This window comes from Mesorhizobium sp. M0052 (assembly GCF_040323255.1).
In the GTDB taxonomy this organism is placed as follows: Bacteria; Pseudomonadota; Alphaproteobacteria; order Rhizobiales; family Rhizobiaceae; genus Mesorhizobium.
Genome location: NZ_JAMYUS010000001.1, coordinates 59,836 through 85,760, shown reverse-complemented (window position 1 = coordinate 85,760; position 25,925 = coordinate 59,836). Strand labels below are relative to the sequence as shown.

Annotated in this window: 30 protein-coding genes and 1 riboswitch; of the genes, 14 read left to right on the top strand and 16 right to left on the bottom strand. The window is 63.6% G+C overall.

Annotated features, from left to right (window positions below):
* Window position 1: 1 nt before the first annotated feature.
* From NKJ77_RS00425 to NKJ77_RS00415, 3 genes are all read right to left on the bottom strand, one after another.
* Complete coding sequence (locus tag NKJ77_RS00425; RefSeq protein ID WP_023673316.1) at window positions 2-373, bottom strand: response regulator; 372 nt, start codon at window positions 371-373, stop codon at window positions 2-4.
* 63 nt (window positions 374-436) lie between these two features.
* Window positions 437-979, bottom strand: coding sequence for a hypoxanthine phosphoribosyltransferase (gene hpt / locus NKJ77_RS00420; protein WP_023673315.1), 543 nt, complete (start codon window positions 977-979; stop codon window positions 437-439).
* A 23-nt stretch (window positions 980-1,002) separates the two neighbouring features.
* Complete coding sequence (locus NKJ77_RS00415; RefSeq protein ID WP_023685343.1) at window positions 1,003-1,638, bottom strand: hypothetical protein; 636 nt, start codon at window positions 1,636-1,638, stop codon at window positions 1,003-1,005.
* A gap of 180 nt (window positions 1,639-1,818) precedes the next feature.
* Here NKJ77_RS00415 and ftsE point away from each other — a divergent pair, with 180 nt between their 5' ends.
* The 3 genes from ftsE (at window position 1,819) to NKJ77_RS00400 (ending at window position 4,313) form a co-directional block, all read left to right on the top strand.
* Entirely contained in the window at window positions 1,819-2,478 is a 660-nt protein-coding gene (gene ftsE / locus NKJ77_RS00410) for a cell division ATP-binding protein FtsE (protein WP_023685344.1), read from the top strand.
* Window positions 2,471-3,460 carry a cell division protein FtsX gene (locus NKJ77_RS00405; protein WP_023704319.1) on the top strand — a complete coding sequence of 330 codons (990 nt, stop codon included), beginning with the start codon at window positions 2,471-2,473 and terminating at the stop codon, window positions 3,458-3,460. Before ftsE ends, NKJ77_RS00405 begins: the two co-directional genes overlap by 8 nt.
* 133 nt (window positions 3,461-3,593) lie before the next feature.
* Complete coding sequence (locus tag NKJ77_RS00400) at window positions 3,594-4,313, top strand: YdcF family protein (protein WP_023673311.1); 720 nt, start codon at window positions 3,594-3,596, stop codon at window positions 4,311-4,313.
* 92 nt (window positions 4,314-4,405) lie between these two features.
* Here NKJ77_RS00400 and NKJ77_RS00395 read toward each other — a convergent pair whose 3' ends face one another.
* Window positions 4,406-5,038 carry a pyridoxamine 5'-phosphate oxidase family protein gene (locus NKJ77_RS00395; RefSeq protein ID WP_023673310.1) on the bottom strand — a complete coding sequence of 211 codons (633 nt, stop codon included), beginning with the start codon at window positions 5,036-5,038 and terminating at the stop codon, window positions 4,406-4,408.
* Between the two features lie 114 nt (window positions 5,039-5,152).
* Here NKJ77_RS00395 and NKJ77_RS00390 point away from each other — a divergent pair, with 114 nt between their 5' ends.
* Both NKJ77_RS00390 and NKJ77_RS00385 read left to right on the top strand, forming a co-directional pair.
* Window positions 5,153-6,058 (top strand): LysR family transcriptional regulator, encoded by a 906-nt coding sequence (locus tag NKJ77_RS00390; protein WP_023832506.1) that lies wholly within the window; start codon window positions 5,153-5,155, stop codon window positions 6,056-6,058.
* A gap of 115 nt (window positions 6,059-6,173) precedes the next feature.
* Window positions 6,174-6,983: a lysophospholipid acyltransferase family protein gene (locus tag NKJ77_RS00385; RefSeq protein ID WP_023673308.1), complete on the top strand. Its 810-nt coding sequence runs from the start codon at window positions 6,174-6,176 to the stop codon at window positions 6,981-6,983.
* Between the two features lie 69 nt (window positions 6,984-7,052).
* Here the strand turns inward: NKJ77_RS00385 and NKJ77_RS00380 are convergent, their stop codons facing one another.
* The 3 genes from NKJ77_RS00380 to NKJ77_RS00370 form a co-directional block, all read right to left on the bottom strand.
* Entirely contained in the window at window positions 7,053-7,547 is a 495-nt protein-coding gene (locus NKJ77_RS00380) for a LysE family translocator (RefSeq protein ID WP_502904426.1), read from the bottom strand.
* 214 nt (window positions 7,548-7,761) lie between these two features.
* A complete protein-coding gene (locus NKJ77_RS00375) occupies window positions 7,762-8,709 on the bottom strand; it encodes an aldo/keto reductase (RefSeq protein WP_023731073.1) in 948 nt (315 codons plus the stop codon).
* A gap of 164 nt (window positions 8,710-8,873) precedes the next feature.
* Complete coding sequence (locus NKJ77_RS00370) at window positions 8,874-9,407, bottom strand: gamma-glutamylcyclotransferase (RefSeq protein ID WP_023673305.1); 534 nt, start codon at window positions 9,405-9,407, stop codon at window positions 8,874-8,876.
* Between the two features lie 124 nt (window positions 9,408-9,531).
* Here NKJ77_RS00370 and NKJ77_RS00365 point away from each other — a divergent pair, with 124 nt between their 5' ends.
* Both NKJ77_RS00365 and NKJ77_RS00360 read left to right on the top strand, forming a co-directional pair.
* Entirely contained in the window at window positions 9,532-10,530 is a 999-nt protein-coding gene (locus NKJ77_RS00365) for a DUF2125 domain-containing protein (RefSeq protein WP_352533914.1), read from the top strand.
* 124 nt (window positions 10,531-10,654) lie between these two features.
* Window positions 10,655-11,578 (top strand): sugar kinase, encoded by a 924-nt coding sequence (locus NKJ77_RS00360; protein WP_352533913.1) that lies wholly within the window; start codon window positions 10,655-10,657, stop codon window positions 11,576-11,578.
* A gap of 7 nt (window positions 11,579-11,585) precedes the next feature.
* Here the strand turns inward: NKJ77_RS00360 and NKJ77_RS00355 are convergent, their stop codons facing one another.
* Together NKJ77_RS00355 and hisC are read right to left on the bottom strand one after the other, a co-directional pair.
* Entirely contained in the window at window positions 11,586-12,521 is a 936-nt protein-coding gene (locus NKJ77_RS00355) for a prephenate/arogenate dehydrogenase family protein (protein ID WP_023832504.1), read from the bottom strand.
* 4 nt (window positions 12,522-12,525) lie between these two features.
* Complete coding sequence (gene hisC, locus NKJ77_RS00350) at window positions 12,526-13,635, bottom strand: histidinol-phosphate transaminase (RefSeq protein WP_023832503.1); 1,110 nt, start codon at window positions 13,633-13,635, stop codon at window positions 12,526-12,528.
* Window positions 13,636-13,760: 125 nt separating this feature from the next.
* Window positions 13,761-13,838, top strand: a riboswitch (SAM riboswitch).
* 60 nt (window positions 13,839-13,898) lie between these two features.
* On the opposite strand from hisC, the gene metX reads away from it, so the two are divergent.
* Together metX and metW are read left to right on the top strand one after the other, a co-directional pair.
* Complete coding sequence (metX, locus tag NKJ77_RS00345) at window positions 13,899-15,068, top strand: homoserine O-acetyltransferase MetX (RefSeq protein ID WP_023832502.1); 1,170 nt, start codon at window positions 13,899-13,901, stop codon at window positions 15,066-15,068.
* A complete protein-coding gene (gene metW / locus NKJ77_RS00340) occupies window positions 15,065-15,679 on the top strand; it encodes a methionine biosynthesis protein MetW (protein WP_023673299.1) in 615 nt (204 codons plus the stop codon). The genes metX and metW overlap by 4 nt, the downstream gene beginning before the upstream one ends.
* A 7-nt stretch (window positions 15,680-15,686) precedes the next feature.
* On the opposite strand, the gene NKJ77_RS00335 is transcribed toward metW, so the two are convergent.
* Window positions 15,687-15,923: a DUF1330 domain-containing protein gene (locus tag NKJ77_RS00335; protein ID WP_502902061.1), complete on the bottom strand. Its 237-nt coding sequence runs from the start codon at window positions 15,921-15,923 to the stop codon at window positions 15,687-15,689.
* Between the two features lie 330 nt (window positions 15,924-16,253).
* Between NKJ77_RS00335 and NKJ77_RS00330 the strand changes: the two genes are divergently transcribed.
* Window positions 16,254-17,189 carry a glycosyltransferase family 2 protein gene (locus tag NKJ77_RS00330; RefSeq protein WP_023832501.1) on the top strand — a complete coding sequence of 312 codons (936 nt, stop codon included), beginning with the start codon at window positions 16,254-16,256 and terminating at the stop codon, window positions 17,187-17,189.
* Window positions 17,190-17,240: 51 nt separating this feature from the next.
* Here NKJ77_RS00330 and NKJ77_RS00325 read toward each other — a convergent pair whose 3' ends face one another.
* The 3 genes from NKJ77_RS00325 to NKJ77_RS00315 form a co-directional block, all read right to left on the bottom strand.
* Window positions 17,241-18,029 carry a DUF1194 domain-containing protein gene (locus NKJ77_RS00325; protein ID WP_023832500.1) on the bottom strand — a complete coding sequence of 263 codons (789 nt, stop codon included), beginning with the start codon at window positions 18,027-18,029 and terminating at the stop codon, window positions 17,241-17,243.
* A gap of 63 nt (window positions 18,030-18,092) precedes the next feature.
* Window positions 18,093-19,913 carry an ABC transporter ATP-binding protein/permease gene (locus tag NKJ77_RS00320; protein WP_023832499.1) on the bottom strand — a complete coding sequence of 607 codons (1,821 nt, stop codon included), beginning with the start codon at window positions 19,911-19,913 and terminating at the stop codon, window positions 18,093-18,095.
* Between the two features lie 137 nt (window positions 19,914-20,050).
* Complete coding sequence (locus NKJ77_RS00315) at window positions 20,051-20,833, bottom strand: class I SAM-dependent methyltransferase (protein ID WP_023670688.1); 783 nt, start codon at window positions 20,831-20,833, stop codon at window positions 20,051-20,053.
* A 118-nt stretch (window positions 20,834-20,951) separates the two neighbouring features.
* On the opposite strand from NKJ77_RS00315, the gene gloB reads away from it, so the two are divergent.
* Both gloB and NKJ77_RS00305 read left to right on the top strand, forming a co-directional pair.
* Complete coding sequence (gene gloB, locus NKJ77_RS00310; protein WP_023701385.1) at window positions 20,952-21,719, top strand: hydroxyacylglutathione hydrolase; 768 nt, start codon at window positions 20,952-20,954, stop codon at window positions 21,717-21,719.
* Window positions 21,720-21,739: 20 nt separating this feature from the next.
* The gene (locus NKJ77_RS00305; protein WP_023701384.1) at window positions 21,740-22,165 is read left to right on the top strand and encodes a cupin domain-containing protein; all 426 of its coding nucleotides are present in this window, start codon (window positions 21,740-21,742) and stop codon (window positions 22,163-22,165) included.
* Here NKJ77_RS00305 and NKJ77_RS00300 read toward each other — a convergent pair.
* From NKJ77_RS00300 to NKJ77_RS00290, 3 genes are read right to left on the bottom strand one after another with little or no spacing between them, the layout of a single operon-like run.
* Window positions 22,162-22,836 carry a lysoplasmalogenase family protein gene (locus NKJ77_RS00300; protein WP_352533909.1) on the bottom strand — a complete coding sequence of 225 codons (675 nt, stop codon included), beginning with the start codon at window positions 22,834-22,836 and terminating at the stop codon, window positions 22,162-22,164. The two genes, NKJ77_RS00305 and NKJ77_RS00300, sit on opposite strands and share 4 nt — an antisense overlap.
* A complete protein-coding gene (gene yddG / locus NKJ77_RS00295; RefSeq protein ID WP_023670684.1) occupies window positions 22,833-23,720 on the bottom strand; it encodes an aromatic amino acid exporter YddG in 888 nt (295 codons plus the stop codon). Before yddG ends, NKJ77_RS00300 begins: the two co-directional genes overlap by 4 nt.
* Window positions 23,721-23,764: 44 nt before the next feature.
* A complete protein-coding gene (locus tag NKJ77_RS00290) occupies window positions 23,765-24,565 on the bottom strand; it encodes a DUF3108 domain-containing protein (protein ID WP_023832497.1) in 801 nt (266 codons plus the stop codon).
* A 260-nt stretch (window positions 24,566-24,825) separates the two neighbouring features.
* Between NKJ77_RS00290 and rpmB the strand changes: the two genes are divergently transcribed.
* Window positions 24,826-25,122, top strand: coding sequence for a 50S ribosomal protein L28 (gene rpmB, locus NKJ77_RS00285; RefSeq protein WP_023670682.1), 297 nt, complete (start codon window positions 24,826-24,828; stop codon window positions 25,120-25,122).
* A 122-nt stretch (window positions 25,123-25,244) separates the two neighbouring features.
* A complete protein-coding gene (locus NKJ77_RS00280) occupies window positions 25,245-25,925 on the top strand; it encodes a queuosine precursor transporter (protein WP_023832496.1) in 681 nt (226 codons plus the stop codon).

Genomic DNA, 25,925 nt, shown 5'->3' with positions numbered 1-25,925 from the left:
GTCAGGCGAAGCAGGCGAGCGCCTGGTCGACCCGCGAGCGGATTTCGGCCAGCGTGAAAGGCTTTTGCACGACGTCGATAATGATGCCGTTCAATTCCTCGGCGCGCTCGCGCTGGTCGGCATAGCCGGTCATCAGCAGGATCTTCATGTCAGGGAAAAGCCTGGCTGCGGCGATCGCCATCTCGATGCCATCCATTTCCGGCATGCGGATATCGGAGACGACGAGGTCGTAGCCGCCGCCTGCAGCACTGACCATCGCCAGCCCCTGCGCGCCGTCGGCGGCGATATCGATCGAGTGCCCGGCGCGTTCGAGCGCGCGGGCGGCGAGGGTGCGGACGGACTCATCGTCCTCGACTATCAGAAGCTTTGCCATGGGCCGGAATTTGGCGGGCAAAAGTTGACTTTTTCTGAAAATTTGAAGCGTCGGGCCCTTTTCTCAGGCATCGCCTTTGACCACACCGACAAACGGCAGTTCGCGAAAAGCGTGAGCGACGTCCATGCCGTAGCCGACGACGAAGTAATCGGGACAGTCGAAGCCGACATAGTCGGCGTTCAGCTCCGTCTGGCGGCGCATGCGCTTGTCCAACAGCACCGCGATGGCGCAGCTTTTGGCGCCGCGCGACAGCATCAGGTTGCGGGTGAAGGAGAGCGTCTTGCCCGACTCCAGGATATCGTCGATCAGCAGCACGTCGCGGCCGGCGACCTCATTGTCGATGTCGCGCAGCACCCTCACCTCGCCGCTGGTGGTGCCGGCGCCATAGCTGGAAATGAAGATGAACTCGACCTCGGGCGACAGCCCGACATCGTGCATGGCGCGGATCAGATCGGCGGCGAAGATGAACGAGCCCTTCAGCACCGAAATCACCAGCAGGTCGTGATAGTCGTGCTCGGCGATCTCCTTGGCGAGTTCGAGATTGCGCCGCGCGATCGCGGACGCCGAAAACAGGACCTCGATGTCCTTGCCGCGCACAACTGGCATCAACAACCTTTCCAGAGAACCGACTAGCCGGCGAAGGTGACCGCCACGGCCTTGACGCCGTTTCTAGGCACATCGAGGCGGCTGGAAAAGCCGAATCTTTCGCCGGGCGCCAGAGAACGGTTGGATGTCCCCAGAGTATAACGGGTGATGCGGCTGTCATTGCCGGTGACACGTATCTCCAGCGGCGGCAATTGTCCCGCCTTCAAACCGTCATTGACGGCCTCGCCATCCACGAACAGCACCGGGGCGGGTCCTGAGGCGTCGACACGCGACGTGACGCCGGCAATGCTGAGTACGGCGCCCTCCGGCTGTTCGACTGACCAGAACGGCGTCTGGCGCACCAGCGCGTGGCCACCCGAGACCCAGAAGGCGGCAAGCGCCGCACCGATGCCGGCAATCCAGAAGATCGGCCCGCCACGCGATGCCGGCCGCCCGGCTGACGCATCTGATTTGCGCAGCATCTCCATGCCTTCCATCGACGGCGTCGCGATGTCGCGCGCCGGCGTCGGCATGGCTTCTATCAGTGGGATCAGCTGCGGCAGCACCTCATAATCCGCATCGACGATGTCGGTCGCCACAGGCCGCGATTCCGGTGCGACACTTGTCCCGGTCATGATTTCGCCGGAAACCGGGCGCGCGGTTCGTTGCTCAGCCATCATGGCCCCGCTGTTGCCTCTTCGTTTCTTTTGCGTAAATGGAAATGGTTAACGCTTCCCCACCGGAACCCTTGTGACGCACTCAAAAACAGCGAAAATTAACCGACGGTTAACCATGGCGGCCGATGGTCGTTGGACAGAAAGGGCTGGCACGCCGCCGCCACACACCTCAGGTCGTCGCACGTGATCCGCTTCGAAAATGTCGGCCTCCGCTATGGCATGGGTCCGGAAATCCTCCGCGACATCTCCCTGCACATTCCGGAGAGCTCCTTCCAGTTCCTGAGCGGGCCCTCCGGCGCCGGCAAGACGACGCTGCTGCGCCTTCTGTTCATGTCGCTGAAGCCGACACGCGGGCTGATCACCATCTTCGGCAAGGACCGCTCGCGCATCTCGCGCGCTGAACTGCCGCATCTCAGGCGCCGCATCGGCGTGGTGTTCCAGGATTTCCGCCTGCTCGACCACATGACCACCTATGAGAATGTCGCTCTGCCGCTGCGCGTGCGCGGCCGCGAGGAAGCGAGCTACCGCACCGACGTCACCGAACTTTTGAAATGGGTTGGCCTGGGCGAGCGCATGCATGTGCTGCCGCCGGTCCTTTCGGGTGGCGAAAAGCAGCGCGCGGCAATCGCCCGGGCCTTGATCGAACAGCCCGAAATCCTGCTTGCCGACGAGCCGACCGGCAATGTCGACCCGCCGCTGGCGCGCCGGTTGCTCAGGCTGTTCATTGAGCTCAACCGGCTCGGCACCGCGGTGGTGATCGCCACTCACGATCTCGGCCTGATGGAGCAGGTCGACGCGCGCCGCATGATCCTGGCCGGCGGAAGGCTGGATATTTATGACTGAGCTATCGGCCGAACAGCTGCATGAAGACGCCGCCGAGCCCGCGACGACGACGCAGCGCGTCCACCGCCGCATGGCGCCGATCGTGCCGGCGCAGAATATTGCCGGCCGCGCCTTGGTGCTGGTCATCGCCATCATGACCTTCCTGTCCTGCCTGACTTTCGGCGCCGTCACGCTGGTGCGCGACACTGCCTCGGTCTGGGAAAACCAGATCTCGCGCGAGGCGACGATTCAGATCAAACCGGTCGACGGCCTCGACATGGAGGCAGCCCTTGCCCAGGCCTCGCAGATCGTCGGCGAATTCCCCGGCGTGAAGGAAACCCGGATCATCGATCGCGACGCCACCGCGCGTCTGTTGGAGCCATGGCTGGGCTCGGGCCTGAATATCGACGAATTGCCGGTGCCGCGCCTGATCATCGTCACCATCGACGAGACCAGTCCGCCCGACTTTAGCGCCATCCGTGCGGCGCTCACGCCCAAGCTGCCGAGTGCTTCGCTCGACGATCACCGTACATGGGTCGACCGGCTGGTCGCCATGGCCCGCACCACGGTCACCATCGGCATCGCCGTGCTGGTCCTGATGCTGTCGGCGACGGTGCTGACCGTAGTGTTTGCGACGCGCGGCGCTATGGCGGGTAACGGCCATATCATCGAAGTGCTGCATTTCGTCGGCGCCGAGGCGCGCTTCATCGCGCGCGAATTCCGCTGGCATTTCCTGGTCACCGGCATGAAGGGCGCGGCCGCCGGCGGCGCAGCCGCGATCCTGGTTTTCATCGTCTTTTCCTGGTGGTCGTCGCGCAACATGGCAACGCCGCAGGCCGACCAGGCCACCGCTTTGTTCGGCAATTTCGCCATCGGATCGGCAGGCTATCTCGGCGTCGGCCTGATGGTGCTGGTGATCGGCGGACTGACGGCGGCGACCTCGCACGCCACCGTCGTCGCCTATCTCAGCGACATCGATGTCCGCCAGCCGGATGCGGGGTGAACCGTGAGGGCAGAAGCGAAAACAGTTCGGGGGCAAGGACAGGAATGGAAGGGACGATCACGGATCGAAAACCGACGTAACGCAATGTGCGCTTTTTTCCTTACCAAAAAGGCATTTCAGGATTAACCATAGGATGATGAACGCGCGGGAGTCGACCGGAACGGCTGGACAGATGCCAGTGGTGCGTTTGCGTGTGCGTACCGGGCTGGGCCGTTTGCGCACCGCCCTGCGTCTCGCCTCCCTCTGTCTACTGCTGCTGGTGGCCCTGTTTGCCGGTGGCTTCGGCTGGTTCGCCAGCAAGGTCAGCCACATGACGACCCCGACCAACCCGGCCAAGGCCGATGCGATCATCGTCTTGACCGGCGGTCAGGCCCGCCTCGACGCAGCACTCGATCTGCTTGCCTCCGGCAAGGGCGAGCGGCTGCTGATCTCAGGCGTGCATCCCTCTGCCAGCCGCCGCCAATTGCAGGCTGCTACCGGCGGCGACAAGGCGCTGTTTTCCTGCTGTGTCGACATCGACCGCGCCGCGCTCGACACGATCGGCAATGCCGAGGAAAGCGCTAAATGGGTGGAGAGCCACGCCTATGGCAGCGTCATCCTCGTCACCAACAATTACCACATGCCGCGCAGCCTGCTCGAGATGGGCCGCCTGCTGCATGGCGCCAGGCTTGAACCCTATCCGGTGGTCAACACCAATCTGGACAATGGCGACTGGCTGACCAAGCCGGAAGCGCTACGCGTGCTTCTGACCGAATACAGCAAATACCTGCTGGCGCTTGCGCGCGGCGTCGTCCCGGTCCGCCAGACTGCCGACAGCGTCGCACTGGCCGAGGTTTCGACCGCCAAGGACTAAAGCAATTCCAGGAAAAGTGTGTAGCGGTTTTCCCGGGAAAAGCACGTACGCTTTCCCTTGGGAATTGGACAGACGATTCTGACGGCGCTCGATTACCCCTTGGCCGTGCCGTCTTCCGCGCCACGCAGCCGCGCAATCTCCTGTTCGAGGCTTTCAATCCGCTTGTCGCGTTCGGCGAGTGCGGCCGCGACATCGGCGGCCTCGAATCGCTGCGGAATGTGTTGCGGGCAATTGGCATCCCAGGCCGAGACGGTGAACAAGATGACCTGCTCGGGGCGCGCCTTGTAGTCCTGCGGCATCAGCCTTGCCAGAAGCTCGGCATCGTCCTCGACGACGCGCGCCGTGCCCCAGATCTTGACGCGCTGGCGATGCGCATAGTCGATCAGGAACAGGAATGCCTGGTTGTTGTCGGCGAGATTCCCCTGCGTGATGAACTGCCTGTTCCCGGAGAAATCGGCAAAGCCGATGGTCTTCTCGTCCAGCACCTTGAGGAAGCCGGCTGGCCCGCCGCGATGCTGGATGTAGGGCTGACCCTCGCCATTTGCCGTCGACAGGAAGACGCTGGTCTGCGCCGCGATGAAGTCGGCGAGGTCGGGCGTCATATGGGCGCGCCATCCGCCGCGCTCCTCGGCGCTGGCATAGCCCTTGCGCGAACCTTTGCGGGTCTGGATCGCCTTGACCGTCGGCGTGAAGGCGACATCGCTGGTGAAAGTATGAGCATTCATGGAAGCCTCCGCGAGGTCGAAACACGGCCATTGTACGCGAAGAGGTAGGTCCTTCCATGTTTTGGATGTAGATGGCATAGTTGCAAGCCATCCTTCCAATTTCCGGAAGACACTATGGATCGTCTCGAAGCCATGTCGCTGTTCGTCGCCGCGGTGGAAGCGGGCAGCCTTTCCGCTGCCGGCCGCCATTTCGGCATTCCACTGGCAACGGTCAGCCGCAAGGTTTCCGACCTCGAAAAGCACCTTCAGGCGCGCCTGCTGAACCGTTCGACCCGGCAGCTCACGCTGACCGATGCCGGCCAGGCCTATCTCGCCGCCTGCCGCCGCATCCTCGGCGAGGTCGGCGAAGCCGAACGCACCGCTGCCGGCGAATACAGCACGCCGACCGGCGACCTGTTCATCACCGCGCCGGTCGTCTTTGGTCGCCTGCACGTGCTGGCTGTCGTCACCGAATTCCTGGCGGCTTATCCTCAAGTCAACATTCGCCTGACGCTGGCTGACCGGATAACCCAACTGGCGGAGGAACATCTCGACCTTGCCATCCGCATCGGCGAGCTTGCGCCTTCGAGCCTCATTGCCATCCGCGTCGGCGCGATCCGTCGCGTCGTGTGCGCCAGCCCCGCCTATATCGCCGCGCATGGCATGCCGCGGACGCCGGACGATCTGGCCGCGCATGAATGCATCAGTTTCGAGGGGCCTTCCGCTCTCGCCAGCTGGAGCTTTGCCGGCGACAAGGGCGAACTGATCGTGCCGATCCGCTCACGGCTGCGCGTCAACACGGCGGAAGCTGCAATCGATGCCGCGATTGCAGGCGCCGGGATGACGCGGGTGCTCTCCTACCAGATCGCGGACGCAGTACGTTCCGGCGTGCTCGTCCCGGTCTTGCGGCCCTTAGAGCCGCAGCCATGGCCGGTGAGCCTCGTCCATGCCGGCCAAGGCCTGCTGGCGGTGAAACTCAGGGCGTTCCTCGATTTCGCCGCTCCGCGGCTGAAGCAGCGGCTATTGCAGGCGACGTGGTGAGTTGAGACTGGCTTGAGTCAGTGGCGAGCCGGCCTATGTCAGGCCATTGCGGCGTTTCCTTTTTGCCCGCGCTTGGTGTAACCAACGCACACCTCCTCAACGGGCCCTTCCCCGCATGCTCTATATCCGCTCGCTGGCGTTCAACTTCGTCTTCTATGTCAATCTGATCGTCCAGATGGTCCTCTGGACCCCTTACTACTTCCTCTCGCCACGCCATCGCGCCTGGTTCGTGCCTAAATTCTGGTCGCGCACCAGCCTGTGGCTCTACGACAAGATCGCCGGCACCAGGAGCGACATCACCGGCGTTGAAAACCTGCCCGAGGGCTCTTTCATCCTGGCGCCGAAACACCAGTCGTTTTGGGACGCGATCGCTTTCTTTCCGTTTTTACACGACCCGCTTTATATCCTGAAGCGCGAGCTGACCTGGATTCCCTTCTTCGGCTGGTACATCCTGAAGATGCGGATGATCCCGGTTCACCGCGGCAGCCGCTCCAAGGCGTTGAAGCAGGTCGTTGCATCGACAAAGCAGGAGATGGGGCGCAATCCGCGCCAGCTGATTATCTACCCCGAAGGCACGCGCCGAGCGCCAGGCGACGAGCCGGCTTACAAATACGGCATTGTCGAGCTCTATACGCAGCTTGGCGTCCCGGTGGTACCGGTCGCCCATGTCGCCGGCCTCTATTGGCCTCGCCGTAAATTCTTGCGCTTTCCCGGCACCATCAAGGCCCGCTTCCTGCCGCCGATTCCGCCCGGGCTCGGCAAGGACGAATTCATGGACCGGCTGATCGGCGATACGGAAGCCGCCTGCGACCAGCTGCTGATCGAGGCATCGCAGGCTCCTAACCCGCCGCAAATGCCGCCGACGGCGGTCAAACGGCTGGCCGAACTCGCCGCGGCCGCCAAAGCAATTCCAGGAAAAGTGTGAGCGGTTTTTTCCGTGCCGAATTGCGTCAAAACAAAAAAGACCAAAGCTTGATCTCTTCTGCGAGCCGGCTCAAGGCCACGCCGCCAGCGCCGTGGTCAGCACCAGCGTCGCCGCGAAGGCCAGATTGATGATCCGCGACGCCAGCGGCTGGCGTAGGGTGCGGGCGAAGGCCGCGCCGGCCAGCAGCCACAGCACATGAATGGCGACGATCATCAGGGTGAGAACCGCCAGCCTGGCCGGGATGCCGAGAGCATCGGCGCCGGCTGCGGTCGCGGAGCCAGCAAGGACCGCAGCAATCGCCACATAGGCTTTCGGGTTGGCAACGGCGAGCAGGAAGCCGCCGAGGAAGGTCGGCAGAACCGCGCTGCTGTCACGCGCGGCCAGCGGCGGCGCAGTCGCTATTCTGTAGGCGAGGTAGAGAATATAGGCGGCGGAAGCGACCGCCAGCACTGGCGCTACGCCCGGCATCGAGGTGAGGATAGCCTTGATGCCGGTGGCCACGACCAGCAGCACCGCGACCGTGCCTAAAATGATCCCCGATGTGTAGTGAAGCGAATTGCGCAGGCCGAAGGCGGCCCCTATCGCCGTGACGCTGATCGTCGCCGGGCCAGGACTGCCATGACGACGGTTGCCGCCAGCACCAGCGCCAGCAATTGCTGCCAGGGCTGCGCCTGCGAAAGAATCTCTGCGGCCATGCTGCCTCTTCTCCACAATAATGGAGAACAGTGTGGCAAGGCGGACAGCCGTCGTCTTGAACGATCGTGCCGAACCTGCGCGGCTAGGCGCTGGCCTTGTCCAGCGCCACGAGATCCTCCGCGCTGAGCTTCAGCGATGCGGCGCGCACCAGGCTGTCGACCTGGTCCAGCGTCGTGGCGCTGGCGATCGGCGCGGTGATGCCCGGCTGCGCCATCACCCAGGCGAGTGCTACTTCCGCCTGCTTGGCCGAATGGCGCGCCGCCACAGTGTCGAGTGCGGCCAGAATGCGCATGCCGCGCGCATTGAGATAAGCCTTCACGCCGCCGCCGCGTTCACTTTTGCCGAGATCGGCCTCGCTACGGTATTTGCCGCTCAAAAACCCCTTGGCGAGGCTGAAATAAGTGATGACGCCGATATCCTCGGCAACGCACAGATCATGCAGCGGCCCGTCGAAGGATGAGCGGTCGTAGAGATTGTATTCCGGCTGCAGCACGCTGTAGCGCGGCAGCCCGCGCAGGCTGGCAACATCGAGCGCGGCGCGCAGCTGGCCGGCGTCAAGATTCGAGGCGCCGATATGGCGGACCTTGCCGGCAGCGAGCAGCTTCTGGTAGGCGCCGAGCGTCTCTTCGTAAGGCGTGGTCGGGTCCGGCCAGTGCGACAAATAGAGGTCGATCACATCGGTCTGCAGCCGCTCAAGCGACGCCTCGACCGCCCTTTCGATATGGGCAGCGGACAGATCCTTCTTGCCTTGTCCCATATCCGAGCCGACTTTGGTGATGACGATGATCTTGTCACGGTTGCCGCGGCTTTTCATCCATTTGCCGATAATGGTCTCGGACTCGCCGCCCGCGTGGCCGGGCACCCAGCGCGAATAGGCATCGGCCGTATCGATAGCGTTGAGGCCGGCGTCGCCGAACCGGTCGAGCAGGTCGAAGGAGGTCTTCTCGTCCGCGGTCCAGCCGAAGACATTACCGCCCAGAACCAGCGGCGCGATGGAAAGGTCGGTTTGACCGAGACGGCGTTTTTGCAAGACGGGTCTCCGTGGGCTGGCGGCGGGCGACCCGAATGCTTCGGGCCGCAGCTAAGCTAGGTCTCGCCGCGCCGAGGTCAAAGGCCTCAGCCAATTTTTCCAGCGGGCCAGCGCTTCACAAAGGCGCGAGCGCTTCGCCTGCAGGCTCGCCGTGGTCTACTGGCTCACGAGGCGATCCGCTTCGCCACCTCTTCCAGCCAGTGGTCGCTGATACCCAGCGCCGCGAGATGCTGCAGCGTGTTGAGCACATAGTCCTCGTTGTTTCCGGACTGGCCGACGGCGCCACGGATAACACCTGCCGCATGCGCAGGGTCGAGCCCGCCGGCATACTGCTCATGCTGGCGGTCGACGATATAGGCGACCGCTTTCACTCTCTCTCCCGCGGCCGCCCCATTCCCGTCGAGGCTGATATCGAGCACACGCTCGAGGTAGACGCTGGTCACCAGTTCGCGCTCGCGCAGATAGGTCAGCACCTCATCGCGCAGCTCGCCGGGCACGCGAAAGGCCAGCCCGATGCAGGAGCCGCCACGGTCGAGGCCTAGCACCAGGCCCGGCCGCTGGCGCGTGCCGCGATGCACGAAGGAATAGACGCACAGCGACCGGCGGTAGCCGTAAAGCCGCGCGCGCCGTGTCTCGACATGGGCGAATCCCGGTCGCCAGATCAGCGAGCCGTAGCCAAAAACCCAAAAATCGCCCATATCGCCAAGCCTGATTGCACGAGAGTGACGCCGCCGCATCGGAATCGGTGCTCTTCTGTTCTTTTTGCTTGTTGCGTAAGCCACAGTCCACCCGCAACACGCCCGCGTTAATGAAAGCCGCAGCATGACGTCAAGTGACGAGCGTCCGTCGAAGTTTCGCCGCCGGCTGATGTGGCTCGCTGCCTTGGTCGTTATGCTGTTCGGCGTCTACAGCGCGGTCTGGTTCTATGTCGCCGGTCGCGTCAGCAGCGAAGCCGACAAGGCGGTGGCCTCGCTCAAGGACAAAGGCATCGAGGCCGGCTGCGCCAACCTCACCGTCAGCGGCTACCCCCTGAGTTTTGCCATCTCCTGTGACAATCTGGCTTACGAGGACGACGCCAGGAACGTTGCCGCCTCGGCAGGCAGCTTCAACTTCGTTGCAGAGCTCATCCGGCCTTTGTCGCCTGCCGCCGAGTTGCGTGGGCCGCTGCGCACCTCGGTGCCGGGGATGGCGCCGCTATGGATCGACTGGGACAATCTGCAGGCCAATGCCAAGCTCTCCTGGCCCCTGCCCCGGAGCATTTCGCTGCAGGCGGAGAGCTTGTCCGGCCAGACGGATCCGGCCGACGACACTGATCCGGTTTCACTGTTCAGCGCCGGAACCGCGGCGGGCGAGTTGCGACCCGACGGCCAGGACATCGGCTACGTCGGCAGCTTCACCGATCTTGAGATCGACGCCGACGCGATCGGCGGGCGCGTGCTGCCGCCGCTCGACGGCAGCGGCGACGCGACGCTGAAGAACGGCGTCGCGCTGATGAAGACGCAGGCCAGGAGCCTGCGCGGCCAGGCGGTCGACATCCACAAGCTCGATCTGTCGTCGCGAACCGCGCGCATCACCGTCTCCGGCCCGGTGTCGGTCGACGCCAACGGCCAGGTCAATGCCGACCTGACGGTCAAGCTGCAGGATCCCAAAGCCGTGGCGGCAATCCTCGCCACCGCAATCCCCGAGCAGAAGAGCCAGATCGAGCAAGGCTTTGCCGGTCTGGCGCTGCTCGGCAACGAACCGTCGATGCCGCTCAAGGTGGTGAAGGGCAAGGTCTCGCTCGGCTTCATTCCGCTGGGCAAGATCAAGCCGCTCGATTAGAGCAATTCCAGGAAAAGTGTGAGCGGTTTTCCGTCCGGAATTGCGTTAAAACAAAGAGATAGAGCATGATCGCAAAGAGCGGGAACGGCTATTGGGAAGAGATCATGCTCGAGCAAGCCGACGCATGAACCGACCGGTGAAACTGCTGAGCGTTGGCGCACTGACGCTGGATACCATCCTGCGCGTCGAAACCCTGCCCACGCATCAGGGCAAGTTCATCGCCTCGGACGGCATCCAGATCGCCTCGGGCATGGCAACAAGTGCTGCCTGCGCCGCCCGCCGTCTCGGCGCCGAGGTGTTCCTGTGGGCAAGTGCAGGTGGCGATGCCGTCGGCGACCAATTGCTGGCCGGCATCGAGGCCGAGGGCGTCGATTGCGGCTTTGTCCGCCGCGTCGAAGGCGCCCGCTCGGCGCTGGCCGCGATCCTGGTCGACGCTCATGGCGAGCGCATGATCGTGCCCTTCTACGACCCAAAGGCGCAGGCCGACCCCGAGGCGGTGCCTGTCGCCGATCTTTCCGGCTTCGATGCCGTGCTGGTCGATGTGCGCTGGCCGGGCGCCGCCGCTCTTGCCTTGACCGCCGCGCGCGACGCCGGTTGCCCGGCAATCCTCGACGCCGACACGGCGCCGCTGGAGGTGCTGGAGCGTCTGTTGCCGCTGGCGTCGCACATCGTCGCTTCGGAGACGGCTGCACGCATTATCTGCGACCACGCGCTGGATCCCGAAACCGCCTGCGCCGACCTCGCCAGCCGCACAGACGCCTTTGTCGCGGTTACCGGCGGCGCCGTGGGAAGCTGGTGGCATGACCGGTCCGCCGGATGCGTGCGCCACATCGCGGCGCCGAAGATCAAGGCGGTCGACACGCTGGCCGCCGGCGACGTTTTCCACGGCGCCTTTGCCGTTGGACTTGCTGAGGCCATGCCGGTCGAGCACGCGTTGCGCTTTGCCAGCGCGGCGGCCGCGCTCAAATGCCAGCGCTTCGGCGGCCGGCTGGGGGCGCCAAACAGGGACGAGGCAATGGCCATGGTCGCGGCGACCTGGCCCGTCTGAAACAGATTTAACTTTTCACCGGGTGCTCGACCGCCTGGCGGCCGAAATCCGGCACGTCGATATCCTGGCCGGCCTCGATGATCGAACGGCGAACGGCCCGGGTGCGGGTGAACAGGTCGAACAGCTTGTCGCCGTCGCCCCAGCGGATCGCCCGCTGCAGCGAGGCGAGGTCCTCCGAAAAGCGCGCCAGCATTTCCAGGATGGCATCCTTGTTGTGCAGGCACACGTCGCGCCACATGGTCGGGTCGGAGGCGGCCAGACGGGTGAAGTCGCGGAAACCGGAAGCCGAATATTTGATCACTTCCGACTTGGTCACCGATTCCAGATCGTCGGCCGTGCCGACGATGTTGTAGGCAATGATGTGCGGAAGATGCGAAACGATGGCCAGCGTCATGTCATGATGCTGCGGGTCCATCGTGTCGATGTTGGAGCCGCAGCGCCGCCAGAATTCCGACAGCTTTTCCAGCGCGGCCGGATCGGTTCCCGGCAGCGGCGTGAAGATGCACCAGCGGTTTGCGAACAGGTCGGCGAAACCCGCATCCGGGCCCGATTTCTCCGTACCTGCCAGCGGGTGCCCCGGAATAAAGTGCACGCCGTCCGGTACATAGGGCTGTATTTGCGCAATGACCGAGGCCTTGGTCGAACCGACATCGGTGAGGATGGCGCCCTTTTTCAGCCCCGGCGCGATCTCTTGCGCCACCTCGCCCGACGATCCCACTGGCACCGAGACGATGATCAGGTCGGCATTGCGGACCGCTTCCCTGGCGTCGGTGGTGTAGCTCTCGCCAAGACCGAGCTCCTTCGCCCGTGCCAGCGTGGCCGGGCTGCGCGTCGCGATGGCGACATGGCGGGCCAGGCCCTCGCGGCGGATGATGCGGGCCAGCGACGAGCCGATCAGGCCGATGCCGACCAGCGCGATCTTTTCAAACATCGGTGCTGTCATTGTTTCAGCTTTTCAGGAATGTCGTGAGGGCATCGATGACGCCGCGATTTGCTTCTTCGGTGCCGACGCTCATGCGCAGCGCGTTGGGAAAGCCATAGCCGGTAACGCGCCGCAATATATAGCCGCGCTGGGTGAGGTAATCGTCCGCCGCCTCAGCCGAATGCTTCTTGTCGTCGGGAAAGTGGATGAGGACGAAATTGCCGACGCTGGGCGTCACGCGCAGCCCAAGCTTCGTCAGTTCTTCATTCAACCAGGTAAGCCAGGTCTCGTTGTGCAACGAACTGCGCTCGACATGGGCGCGGTCGCGGATGGCGGCAATGCCGGCCTCGATCGCTGTTGCGTTAACGTTGAAAGGGCCGCGGATACGGTTGATGGCATCGACGATGTGCAGTGGGCCATACATCCAGCCGATGCGCGCGCCGCCAAGGCCGAGCTTGGAGAAGGTGCGGGTCATGACCACATTCTGCGCGCTGCCCGCCAGCTCGATACCTGCCTCATAGTCATTGCGCCTGACGTACTCGGCATAGGCCGCGTCCAGCACCAGAAGCACGTTGCCCGGGAGCGTGGAATGCAGGCGGCGGACCTCCTGGAAAGGCAGATAGGTGCCGGTCGGATTGTTGGGATTGGCGAGGAAGATGATTTTGGTCCGCGGCGTCACCGCGGCCAGGATCGCGTCGACGTCGGCGCGCTCCTGGGTTTCCTTCACAGCAACCGGCTTGGCCCCCGCCGACTGAATGTAGATCTTGTAGACCATGAAGGCATGTTCGGTAAAAATCGCCTCATCGCCTGGCGCAAGATAGGTCTGCGCCAGCAGGCCAAGTATCTCGTCGGAACCGTTGGAGCAGATGATGTTTGCCGGGTTGAGGCCGTGCACCTCGGCGATCGCCTCGCGCAGCCGGCGGGCGGTGCCGTCGGGATAGACATCAAGCTTGCTGGCCACTTCGCGCGCGGCCTCGATCGCCTTCGGCGACGGGCCGAGCGGGTTCTCGTTCGACGACAATTTATGGACCTTGGCGACGCCGGCAGGTGCCGTGCTCTTGCCCGGTACATAGGCGTCGATGTCCATGATGCCCGCGCGGGGCGTCGGCCGTGCCTTGCCCGCTGTCTTGTCCATGTCGCAAATCCATCCAGAATGCCTCCGTCCGGAGGCCGCAGCGGAAATACAAGCCGTAGCCGCGAATGTCGAGAGGCGGGCATAGCTGGCCGTTGACGCCGGGCCGCACGAGTTCTAGAAGAACGCAACAGTTCCGTGGTGATTTGGCCGGTCGGCTTGCAGCCACGTTAAACAACTCGCTAAAGGGCCGTTTGCGTGACGTAACCGGCTTTGCGATCGCATTGCCGGTTTTTTATTGCCTGACGGCGGGCAAGGAGAGTCACATGGCCGCGCTCCGCGCTACAAAAACCAACAACGAGGCCGACAGCCCGTCGAGCCCGGTGTTGCGTTTTGGCCCTGACAAGCCGCTGAAGCTCGACGCCGGCACGCTTTTGTCGCCGTTCCAGATCGCCTACCAGACCTATGGCACCCTCAACGATGCCCGCACCAACGCCATCCTGGTCTGCCACGCGCTGACCGGCGACCAGCATGTCGCCAACACCAATCCGGTGACCGGCAAGCCCGGCTGGTGGGAAGTGCTGATCGGTCCCGGCAAGATCATCGACACCAACCGCTTCTTCGTCATCTGCTCCAACGTCATCGGCGGGTGCCTCGGCTCCACCGGTCCGGCCTCGACCAATCCCGCCACCGGCAAGCCCTACGGCCTCGACCTGCCAATCATCACCATCCGCGACATGGTGCGGGCGCAATTGATGCTGGTCGACCATTTCGGCATCGAAAAGCTGTTTTGCGTGCTCGGCGGCTCGATGGGCGGCATGCAGGTGCTGGAATGGGCATCGTGCTATTCCGAGCGCGTCTTCTCGGCCCTGCCGATCGCCACAGGCGCACGCCATTCCTCGCAGAACATCGCCTTCCACGAGGTCGGCCGGCAGGCCGTCATGGCCGATCCGGACTGGCATGGCGGCAAATATTTCGAGCACGGCAAGCGCCCGGAAAAGGGGCTCGCCGTGGCGCGCATGGCCGCCCACATCACCTATCTGTCGGAAGCCGCCCTGCATCGGAAATTCGGCCGCAATCTGCAGGACCGCGAAGCACTGACCTTCGGTTTCGACGCAGATTTCCAGATCGAAAGCTATCTGCGCCACCAGGGCATGACATTCGTCGACCGCTTCGACGCCAACTCCTACCTCTACATGACCCGTTCGATGGATTATTTCGACCTCGCCGCCGACCATGGCGGCCGGTTGGCAGATGCCTTTGCCGGGACCAAGACCCGCTTCTGCCTGGTGTCCTTCACCTCGGACTGGCTGTTCCCGACCGAGGAGAGCCGCTCGATCGTGCATGCGCTCAACGCCGCCGGCGCCTCCGTCTCCTTCGTCGAGATCGACACCGACCGCGGCCATGATGCCTTCCTGCTCGATGAACCCGAACTGTTTGCCGCCGTCAAGGGCTTCATCGGCTCGGCGGCCCGCGCAAGGGGGCTCGCCTCATGAGCGTCAATGGCAGCCAGCGCGTCGACCTCGAAGTCGTGGCCAACCTGATACCGCCGCAGTCGCGGGTGCTCGATGTCGGCTCCGGCGACGGCCTGCTGCTCGAACTCCTGCAGGAGACCAAGCAGGTCGACGGCCGCGGGCTGGAGCTGTCACAGCGCGGCGTCAATGAATGCGTGGCGCGCGGTCTCTCGGTCATCCAGGGCGATGCCGATACCGACCTCGAATTCTATCCGGACAAGGGTTTTGACTTCGTCGTCCTGTCTCAGACGCTGCAGGCGACCCGCAACCCGAAGCTGGTGCTCGACGAGCTGCTGCGAATCGGCAACCGCGCCATCGTCTCCTTCCCCAATTTCGGCCACTGGCGGGTGCGGCTGTCGCTGTTCGTCAATGGCCGGATGCCGGTGACCGCGGACCTGCCCTATTCCTGGTACGACACGCCCAACATCCATTTCTGCACCATCCGCGACTTCGTCAATCTGGTCGAGGAACTCGGCGCTTCGGTCGAGAAAGCCACCGCGCTCGACGGCAACGGCCAGAAGATCGGCCTGTCGATGCCATGGTGGTTCTGGAATTTCTTCGGCCAGCAAGCGGTGTTCTTGCTGAAGCGGTAGTTTGCCCCTATTCCAGCACGTCCGTCGCCTTGTGCGGGTGCTGAACGCCATCGGCGATGATCACATCGGCGTGGGAGTTGTCGGTGCGCAAGGCCAGAATCTCCCGATAGGCTGATGAATCGTACCAGCCCCACGCATGCGCCCTGTCCGGAAACTCGATGACGATCAGATGCCCGGGCCATTCGTTTTCGACCACGTCCATGTCGCCGCCGTGGACAAGGAAGCGGCCGCCGAACGGCTCCAATGTGGCGTCGATCCTGCAGATACTCGACAATCTGCGGGCCCATTGTGACTTGACGCATATGGGCGACGGCGTAGGCGGCCATGGCTGAACTCCCTGTGAGATCGAAGCCCGACGACCGGCTTCGTTGGCGCAATCTGCAGACATGATGGCCATCGGTCGATTACGTCTGGGGTAATCGGCCGGCTTACCGGCGTCCTGGCTCAACAGTTTGTGATGACATTGCCGCTGGTTTTTTGTAGCGTCGAATCGAATGCCATCCCGGGGTAAGGCTTGGACGGCGACCATCAAAACCTCCGGCCTCCAGGCATTTCGGGGCACAATCGAAGCAACATGTCCAAGGCAACCGACCTCGCTCCGCTGATCTCGGTGATCACACCGACGCACAATCGCCGCAGCAAGGTGGTGCGCGCCGTGGAGAGCGTGCTGGCGCAGAATTTTCCCCGGTTCGAACACATTGTCGTCGATGACGGCTCGACCGACGGTACGGCAGCCGCACTTACCGAAATCCGCGATCCACGGCTGATCTATGTTGGCTCGAAATGGCGCGGCGCCAATGCCGCCCGCAATGCCGGCATCGAGCGGGCGCAGGCGCCGGTGGTGACATTCCTCGATTCCGACGACGTCTATTTGCCGGATCGCCTGGCGCGGACGCTGGAGCAGTTCGACAACAATCCCTCGCTCGAAGTGCTGATCAGTTCCTTCGTGTCGCTGAAGGGCAATCGCCGCACCAACTGCGTCAACCGCGAGGCGCTGCTGAGCCGCGACTCGCTGGAGCGGGCCCTTGTCGCGCAGACCATCTTCATTGCCGGGTCGGCAATCACCGCCCGGCGCGAGTCGCTGCTGGCCATCGGCGGCTACGACAGTGACGTCACGCGCATGCAGGATCGCGAATTGTTGCTGCGCTTTGCCCGTCGCAGCGGCGCGCAGCTGTCCGAAGTGATCGACTGGAAAAAGTACAACTCGGAGAATTCGATCTCCGGTCGCCGGGACGGCTATGTCGAAGCCTATGCGAGCTTGATCGACAAGCACCCCTATATCGCCGACCGCTACCCCTACATTCCGCCTTACATGATCGCCCGGCAGCTCATCGCCGATGCACTCAAGGGCAGGGTTTCGCAGGCGTTCTCCGGCTATATGGCCAACCGGTCGTCGAAGGCGCTTGGCTATTCGCTGCCGCAGCTGTTGCGTGGCTATGTCGGCGGCCGGCGCTGGCGCCGCGATCTCTATGCCGAATTTCGCGACAAATACGGTGCACGGCCGGCCTGAAGTTTGCCGACAAGCCGCGCAGCGGCTTTCCCCTCCGAACTGCCTCAAACCTCATTTGTCGAGTTCCGGCAGATATGGGTCGGAATATAGCCGCCGGTCGCGTTCGCCCTGTAGGCAGTCCATGGGTGCGGCGGCATCGATCGGGACCACGGTCGCATCGGCGATGCCGCTCACCTCCAGGATCAGCTTGCGGCGTATGGCGGTGGCGAATTCCGAGGCCGCATAGATCGGCAACACGAAGGAGCCTGGCCCACCGGTGACGCAGTCGTCATAATACTGGTCGAGATGGCTGAACGTCGGCGACGGGCTGATCAGGATCGGCAGGCCGTTGATGACGATGCCCTTGGCCACCGCCGCATCGCGTGTCGTGGCGACGGGCAGCCCGGTGTTGTTGGGACCGTCGCCGGAAATGTCGATGACGCTGCGTGGCGCATCGAACCCCGTGCCCTCGAACAGCCCGGCGCCGAAGGCAAGCGCACCGGAAATCGAGGTGCCGCGAAAGCTGCGGAACGGCCGCGCTTCTATTCTGTCGGCGAAGGCGTTGGCGCTCTCTGCGCTGTCGATCACCTGCCAGGCGATGACGCCATCCTCGCGCACGACGCCCGCCCATTCGAAATAGGCAAGCGCGATGCGCCCGGTGGTTCCCGAGCGCACGGCCTTGATGAAATCGGGATGCCTGAGGGCCTCGACATAGCCAGCGCGCTGCAGCGCGAACTCCCTCTCGTCCATCGACTGTGAGATGTCGACGGCCAGCACCAGTTCGACATCCACGGCAACGGCCGGGGCAGCCACGGGCGTGGTGCAGGCAAGGCAAGCTAACAGACTGAACGCGTCGAGCATGGCCGCACCACCGATATTTCGATCCGTGATCTTCGCCGCGATCGCGGCGAAATAAAGCCCCTTCTACTTCTTTCGCCGCACGGCCGCTTTCGGCGGCGGGTCGATGGCGCCGGTCCTGACTCGGGCGGGTTTCAGTGGCGCAGCACCCGTATCCTTCACGATGTTCAATGCGCGTGGAAAGAAATGATCATTGTGCAGTCCGCGCCCGATGTTGAGGATCGCGGTTTCCGGCAGGCGTTTCTCCAACATGGACAGCACCCTTCGTAGCGAAGGACCATCGAACGCGTCCATCGCTTCGTCGATGATCACCCATTTCGGCTGCCGCAAGGCGAGCCTGGCGAAGGCCAGCGAGCGTTGTTCGTCATCGTTGAGTTCACGCTCCCACCGTGCGGAACGGTCGAGCGAGGATGACAGCCGCTCGAGCCCGACCTCGGCCAGCACCGCCCCAAAATCAGCATCGCCAGCCGGCGCCGAGCCATTCGGATGCAGCACTTCGCGTAACGTGCCGGCAGGAAAATACGGAACACGCGGCACGAAAATCGGCGTTTCTCCGGCCGGCAAGCCGATCCGCCCGCTGCCCCAGGGCCAAAGGCCGGCAATGGCGCGGAAGAACAATGTCTTGCCGGCGCCTGGATCGCCGGTGATCATGACGCGCTCACCGGGATGGATCTCGACATGGCTGTCTGAAAGTTTGGTGCAGCCCTCCGGCGAGGCCACTTGGAGCTTCTCGAAGGTCAGGCTGCCATTGGCGTTATCGCCGAATTCGATGCGCTTTTCCTTGTCGTGCAGCACATCGGTATCATCGAGCGCAATGCGGAAGTCGGCAACGCGCATCAGCGTGGCGCGCCAGTCTGCGATGCCGCCGATATTGTTGATGAACCAGCGCAGCGACGAGTGCACCTGGTTGAAAGCGCCGACCGCCATCATCAACCCGCCAAAGCTGATATCGCCTGAAAAATAGACCGGCGATGCCACCAGGATCGGCGCCACCACGGTGATCCAGCCATAGGTATCGGTCACCCAGGAAAGGTTGATCTGCGCTTTGTAGATGTTTCGCATCGCGCCCAGTACCGTGCCAAGGTCGATTTCGAGCCGTCTCTTGGCATCGGCTTCGCCGTGATAGAGCGCGATGGCGTCGACATTCTCGTTGACGCGCACCATCCCGGAACGCAGCTCGGCCTCGCGGGTGTAGCGGTCGCTGTTGAGGCGGATCAGCGGCCGCCCGACCAGCCAGCTCAGCCAGGAGGCGATGCCGGCATAGAGGAACGCGGCCCAGACCATGTAGCCCGGTATCGCCAGCGACCAGCCGTTGATGTGGAAGACGAAGCCCGACGAGAGTTGCCAAAGCACGCCGACGAACGACACCAGCAGGATGAAGGATTGCAGCAGGCCGACGCCGAGGTCCGTCGACAGATCGGACAGATGCGCGGCATCCTGCTGCATGCGCTGGTCGGGATTGACGCCGATGGCGCCGGCATTGGCGAGCCGGAAGGCCCGCGCCGGCCGCATCCATTGGTCGATCAGGTCGAGCGTCAGCGCCTCGCGCAGCTTCAGCCGGATCATCTGGTTGAGCCAGGTCTGAGCGATGTTGAGCAGCAGCAGCGTGCCGGCAATCACGGCAAAGATCATCAGCTGATGCAGGAAGGCCGCCATGTCGCGACGCGCCAGCGCATCGTAGAAAGGCTGGTTCCAGCGGTTGAGCAGAACCTGGCCGATCGACGTCGCGACGATGACCGCCATAATGCCGACCGACGTCCAGACCAGCCACTTGCGCACCGGTGAGCCTATCAGCGCCCGTTTGATCGTCGCCACCTGATCGCGCAGGCTGCTGGCATCGACGGTTACCGGCTGAGCGGCGGCGGACTTGTCCGGTTGATCAGCCATGCACGAGGTCCTTGCGTTCAGAAGCGTTGCTGAAACCAGATGGAGAGACTTGAAGGCATCCGCCGCTCAAACGGACCGCGAATGCATCTGCGACAGATAGGTGGGAAAAACCCACGCAACACCAGTTTTCATGATGATCACGAAGGTGTCACCTGACGCGTCGTCGATGTCACCCCTTCCGCCCGGCGGCCAAGCCGCGTCGCACCGTGCGGTGACAGTACCGGCACGAAGACACGGCGCGAAGCGCGCTGCGCGACCGGCACGCCCTGATAGAGCCGCTTCTGCGCCTCGACCACGATGACGCCGGAAAAGATCGGCCAGAACCGCCGGCCGGCGCGCTCCAGCACATTGTGGAACCGCATCATGAAGCGCCGCGGCGATGGCGGGAAGAACAGCGCGTCGGACCAGGAAGCCGGCGTGAAATTCGCCTCGCGCAGCAATTCTGTCAGCTGGCCGCGCGAGAACGGCCGGCCATTGCCGAACGGCGTGTGCTCGAACCGCGCCCAGACACCGCGCCGGTTGGGCACGACGATGACGACGCGCCCTGCCGGCGACAGCACCCGCCAGATCTCGTTCAGCGTCTCGCGCGGGTTTTCGACATGTTCGAGCGAATGCACGAGCAGCATGCGGTCGATGCAGGAATCGACCAGCGGCAATTCCTCGTCGAAGACCAGCGCCGTAGCCGTCGGCCCGTTCGCCGGCCAGACGACGGCGCCTTGCGTAGCAGGCATGAAGGCAAACACCCGCTCGGCATCGGTGCCGAACCGCTCCAGCCACGGCAAGGTATAGCCGAGCCCGACCAGCCGCTCATTCGGCACTGTTGCCCATATTGAGGACAGCGCCATGGTGATCGAGCGTTCAGCCAGGCGGCCGAGCGTGGTCGAATAGAAGGAGCGGAGATCGACGATATCGGAATGCATGCGCGGGACGGTAGCTGCGATGCCGCCCAAGTTCAACAAAGCCGCCACGTTCTGCAAAGCTAGAGTGACATCGGCGGCCAAGCGCCCTATGTCTGCGCCAACAGATGGAGAGATGCCAATGCCCGTCGAAATCGAACAGTTCATGTGCCGCAGCGACAATTTCGGCGTGCTGGTGCATGACCCGAAAAGCGGCGAGACCGCCATTATCGACGCGCCCGAAGAAGCGCCGATCATTGCCGCGATCGAGCGTACCGGCTGGAAGCCGACGATGATCCTGACCACCCACCACCATGTCGACCATGTCGAGGCCAATCTGGCGCTGAAGGAGCGCTTCAAGCTGCGCATAGTCGGACCGGAGGCTGAAAAGGAAAAAATTCCCGGCATCGACGAGACCGTCGGGCAAGGCTCGGTCGTCCATCTCGGCGGCGAGCGGATCGATGTCATCGCCACGCCCGGCCACACTGCGGGCCATGTCTCCTATCATTTTCCGGCCTCGAAAGTGGCGTTCACCGCCGACACTTTGTTCGCGCTCGGCTGCGGCCGGCTGTTCGAATGCAAGCCGCCGGTGATGTATGAGTCGCTGAAGAAGCTGGCGGCACTCCCGGCCGACACGGTCATCTATTGCGGCCATGAGTATACGCTTTCGAACGCCCGCTTTGCGTTGACCGTCGACCCGACCAATTCGGCGCTCAGGGAACGCGCCGCCAAAATCGAGACCCTGCGCGCCGACAACAAGGCGACGCTGCCGACCACGATCGGCGAGGAATTGTCGACCAATCCGTTCCTGCGCTGGCACGACCCGGCGATCCGCAAGCATCTCGGTATGGAGGCGGCCCCAGACGCCGAAGTGTTCGCGGAAATCCGCAAGCGCAAGGACAATTTCTGAGCATCGTTCCGGGATCAGCCATGACCAGCGCCGCTGAAATCATCGCCACGCTCGGCCTCAAGCCGCATCCGGAAGGCGGCTGGTATGCCGAGACCTTTCGCGACGGCGCCGGGCGGGGCCATTCGACGGCGATCTATTTCCTCCTTGAACAGGACCAGATTTCGGCCTGGCACCGGGTCAAGGACGCGGCCGAGGTCTGGCATTTCCATGCCGGGGCGCCGCTGGCGCTGTCGATGTGCGAGGAAGGCAGTCCAAAGGTTAACCAGGTGATCGAGCAGGTGCTCGGCATTGAACTTGCGGCGGGCGAGCGGCCGCAGATCGTCGTGCCGGCCGGCTGGTGGCAATCAGCGCGCAGCCTCGGCGAATGGACGTTGGTCGGCTGCACCGTGGCGCCGGGCTTCGACTTCGCCGCGTTTGAAATGGCCGAGCCGGGCTGGCAGCCTTAGGCCAGAAGAAAACCAAGAGTTATGCAGAGCTGGGCGGCATAGTACAGCACCCAGACCGCATAACGGATGCCGGCGCGATAGGGTGCTATTGCCGGAACCAGGAATTTCTCCGCGGCAAGCAGCCCGTCCGATGCCATGAACATAACAGCGCCGCCGATGACCCACGGATTGTCGAGCGTCAACGCCGAGATGCCCATCGCCAGAATGGCCGCGATATAGACGGCGATCGGCACCCGCAGGCCGGGACTGACACGGCGCCAGAGCGCCGCCAGCATGACGACTGCGAAGGCCGCCATGGCAAGCGCGATGGCGCCGCGCCATGTCTCGGTGCTGAGCACATCCAGCCCGCCGCCGCCGCGCAGGAAGAGCGGCACATAGAGGACATGCGCCGCAAGGAAGCTGGCCAGCCCGCCGAGCAAGGCCTTTTCGCCGTCACGCGACAGGAAGGCGTCGCCGACGGCGCTGAGCGCCAGCGCCGCGACGAGCAACAACTGCCCACCTTGCATGAAGGCCAGCGCCGCAAGCATGGCCACGGACAGCGTCTTTGCCGCCGAGCGGGCCAGCGTCGGCCGCATATCCAGGGTGAGGGCGTAGATCACCGCCGCCACCAGCGAAAAAATCAATGTGGCGTTGGCATTGGCGTCGATGCCGCCGGCAAACGGCATCGTCATGCGCTTGCTCCACCCGTTGCCGCCTTGCGCAGGAACAACGATTTCGCCGCCAGCGCCGCGCCGCCGGTGATCAGCACGCAGGCCGCCAGGATACGCAGCGACGGCTCGGCAACGCCCGCCGCGATCAGCACCAATGTCGACAGCAGTGGCGCCGCATAGCTTGCCGCGCCGAGCACCTGGATGTTGCCTCGTTTGACGCCGATATCCCAGGCGTAGAAGGCGGCACCCACCGGCATCAACCCCAAACCAACCACCGCCAGCCACTGGCCGGGGCCATCGGGCAGCACCGTCTTTTCCAGCAGAAGATGGCAGATGAGGGACAGGGCTGCCGTGGCGGCGCAGAACCAGGTGACGATCGAGGTCGGCACCGCCGGAAAGCGCCGCGACAGCAGCGAATAGGACGACCACAGCAGCGCACAGACGGCCGCCATCGCATAGCCGAAGGTGTAGCGAGCATCGAAGGCGAGGCCGCCACCCTTGGTGACGATCAGCACGGTCCCGGCGAGCCCGAGCAGCGCGCCGACGACATGGTTCCAGGCCAGCTTCTCGCCCGGCATCAGCGCTGATCCCAGCACGATCAGCAGCGGCCACAGATAGGCGATCAGGCTTGCCTCGACCGCCGGCGCGTTGCGCAGCGCGGTGAAATAGAAGAAATGGTAGCCGAACAGTCCGGCAATGCCGATCACCCAGACCTGGCGTGGGATCTTCAGGCTTTTATCGGTCGCCGGCATGAACAGCCGGGCAACCAACCCGACGGCGGTGCCGATGGTGAAGGTGATGGCCGAGAGCAAGAATGGCGGCACGGCGCCCGACGCATCGGTGAGCAACGCCAGCAGCGCCCACATGGCGACCGCCGAGAAACCGATCAGTGTTGCGCGCCCCATGCCCGTCTCCGGCGACTCGCCCCATTCTATTCGGGTGGGCGCGTCTATTCAGTAGCTTCGAACCGCCCCGCGCTGACAGTCAAGGTGCCGATCTGCGTCCCGACCGTGGCGTGGATCGGCGCATATATGCCGGTTTGGCCGAGCGGTGCAAACGTCACCATCATCTGGCTCTTCTTCTTCAGGTAATTCAGCGCCTTGCGGCCCTTGCGGTAGCCTGCCACCGGCTCGAAGCTCATCTTGCAGGTAACGGTGTCGCCCTTGTAACCCTTGACCGAGATCGATCCTTTCGAGGCGTAGGTCAGCGTCAGGTCGGCGCGCATCTCGCCGTCATAGAATTTCACCTTGCGCCCGCAGACCTGGTCGAGGCTGTCGGCATGGATAACGGTAGCCGCCATGGGATCGAGCACAGATGCCAGATCGTTGCTGCCCAGCGGTATCCAGTTTTTGGGATTGCGCTTTTTCGGTTCGGGAATGACCTGGGTGGCGGTCACCGCGCCATTGGCAAAGCGGATATCGACCATGGAAGCCTTCTTGCCGGACTTATAATCGGCGCGAAATACCTGTGGCTGCATCTGCTTGCCCAGGATCTTGCCCTTTGACGAGATCGTGCCGCTCGTGTCGTCGAACAAGGTGGCGAGACCCGCGCTGGAGACGGTGCCGTCTATGGAATAGCTACCGCCTTCGTAGTGGCTGGAAAATGTCGCCTTGGCCACGGAAAGGCCGAGGAACGACACCGTGTATTCGCCCTTGAAGGACTGTGCGGTGGCTGCGGGCGCGGCGGCAAGGGTTGATGTCGGCAAGGCGGCGACAATTATGGCGACAACGGCATGTGACGGGCGAAGCATGGCGGGCTCGGTCCTTGATTTTTTTTAACCGGAGGCGGGCGACTCCGGCTTGAGATGTCCCTGTCCGACCGCTTATAGGCTGAATTCCGGCCTTTATGTGAAACGCTCGTCACAGTCGTGGGTAAGCCGGAGCTTGACGCATTGGCGAAATGCAACTATGGAACGCCAACTTTTCCATAAGGCCGCCTGACTGAAACCGCGCGCCACCCGGCGCGGGCGAACAAGGTTTGGCAGGCTAGACAGAACTGAAGGTTAGAACCATGTCCCGCACCTGCGAACTCACTGCCAAGGCAGTCCAGACCGGCAACAATGTGAGCCACGCCAACAACAAGACCAAGCGCCGCTTCCTGCCGAACCTCGTCAATGTGACGCTGATTTCGGAAGCGCTGAACCAGAATGTGCGCCTGCGCATTTCGGCCAACGCGCTGCGTTCGGTCGAGCATCGCGGCGGCCTCGACGCCTTCCTGGCCAAGGCCGACGCCAAGGAATTGTCGCAGCGCGCGCGCCTGTTGAAGAAGCAGATCGCCAAGAAGCTGGCCGACCAGCCCGCCGCTTAACGATATCAAGGCGGGGGACGACCGCCCTGAGCATCGGAGCAATCCGATGCTCAAAACTTCTAAGGCAGCGCGACCCGAACTTCGGCTAGCGCCTGGCTGGTTCCATTACCCAGGATAAAAAAATGACTTCCTTCTCGCGATATCTGCCCTTTGTGGCCGCCATGGCGCTTGTCGTCGTGGCATCGAACATCCTCGTGCAGTTCCCGATGCAGGGCCAGGCCGGCGGTCTGTCGCTGGGCGACATCCTGACCTGGGGCGCCTTCACCTATCCCTTCTCCTTCCTGGTCACCGACCTTGCCAACCGCCGCTACGGGCCGACCGTGGCGCGCCGCATCGTCCTTGTCGGCTTCATGACCGCGGTAGTCTGCTCGATCCTCGTCCCGCCCTTCCTGTTTCGCCACGGCCTGATCGAGTTCGAGACATCAGCCGACCGGCTGGTGCGCATCGCCACAGCTTCCGGCGCGGCCTTCCTTTGCGCGCAATTGCTCGACGTCACCGTGTTCAACCGGTTGCGCCGGCAGAGCTGGTGGCGCGCGCCGATCGTCGGCACGCTGGTCGGCTCGGTGTTCGACACCCTGGTGTTCTTCAGCATCGCCTTTTCGGCCGCCTTCGCTTTTGCCGGCCCGAACGACAGCTTTGCGCTGGAGACGGCGCCGCTGATAGGCGTGCTGCCGGTCGAGTCCATGCGCTGGGTCTCCTGGGCGCTGGGCGACCTCTCGGTGAAGCTGATCATCGCTGTTGTGGCCCTGATCCCCTACCGGCTGCTCGCCGCCCACTGGAGCCAGCCGGCCGTGGCTGTCTAG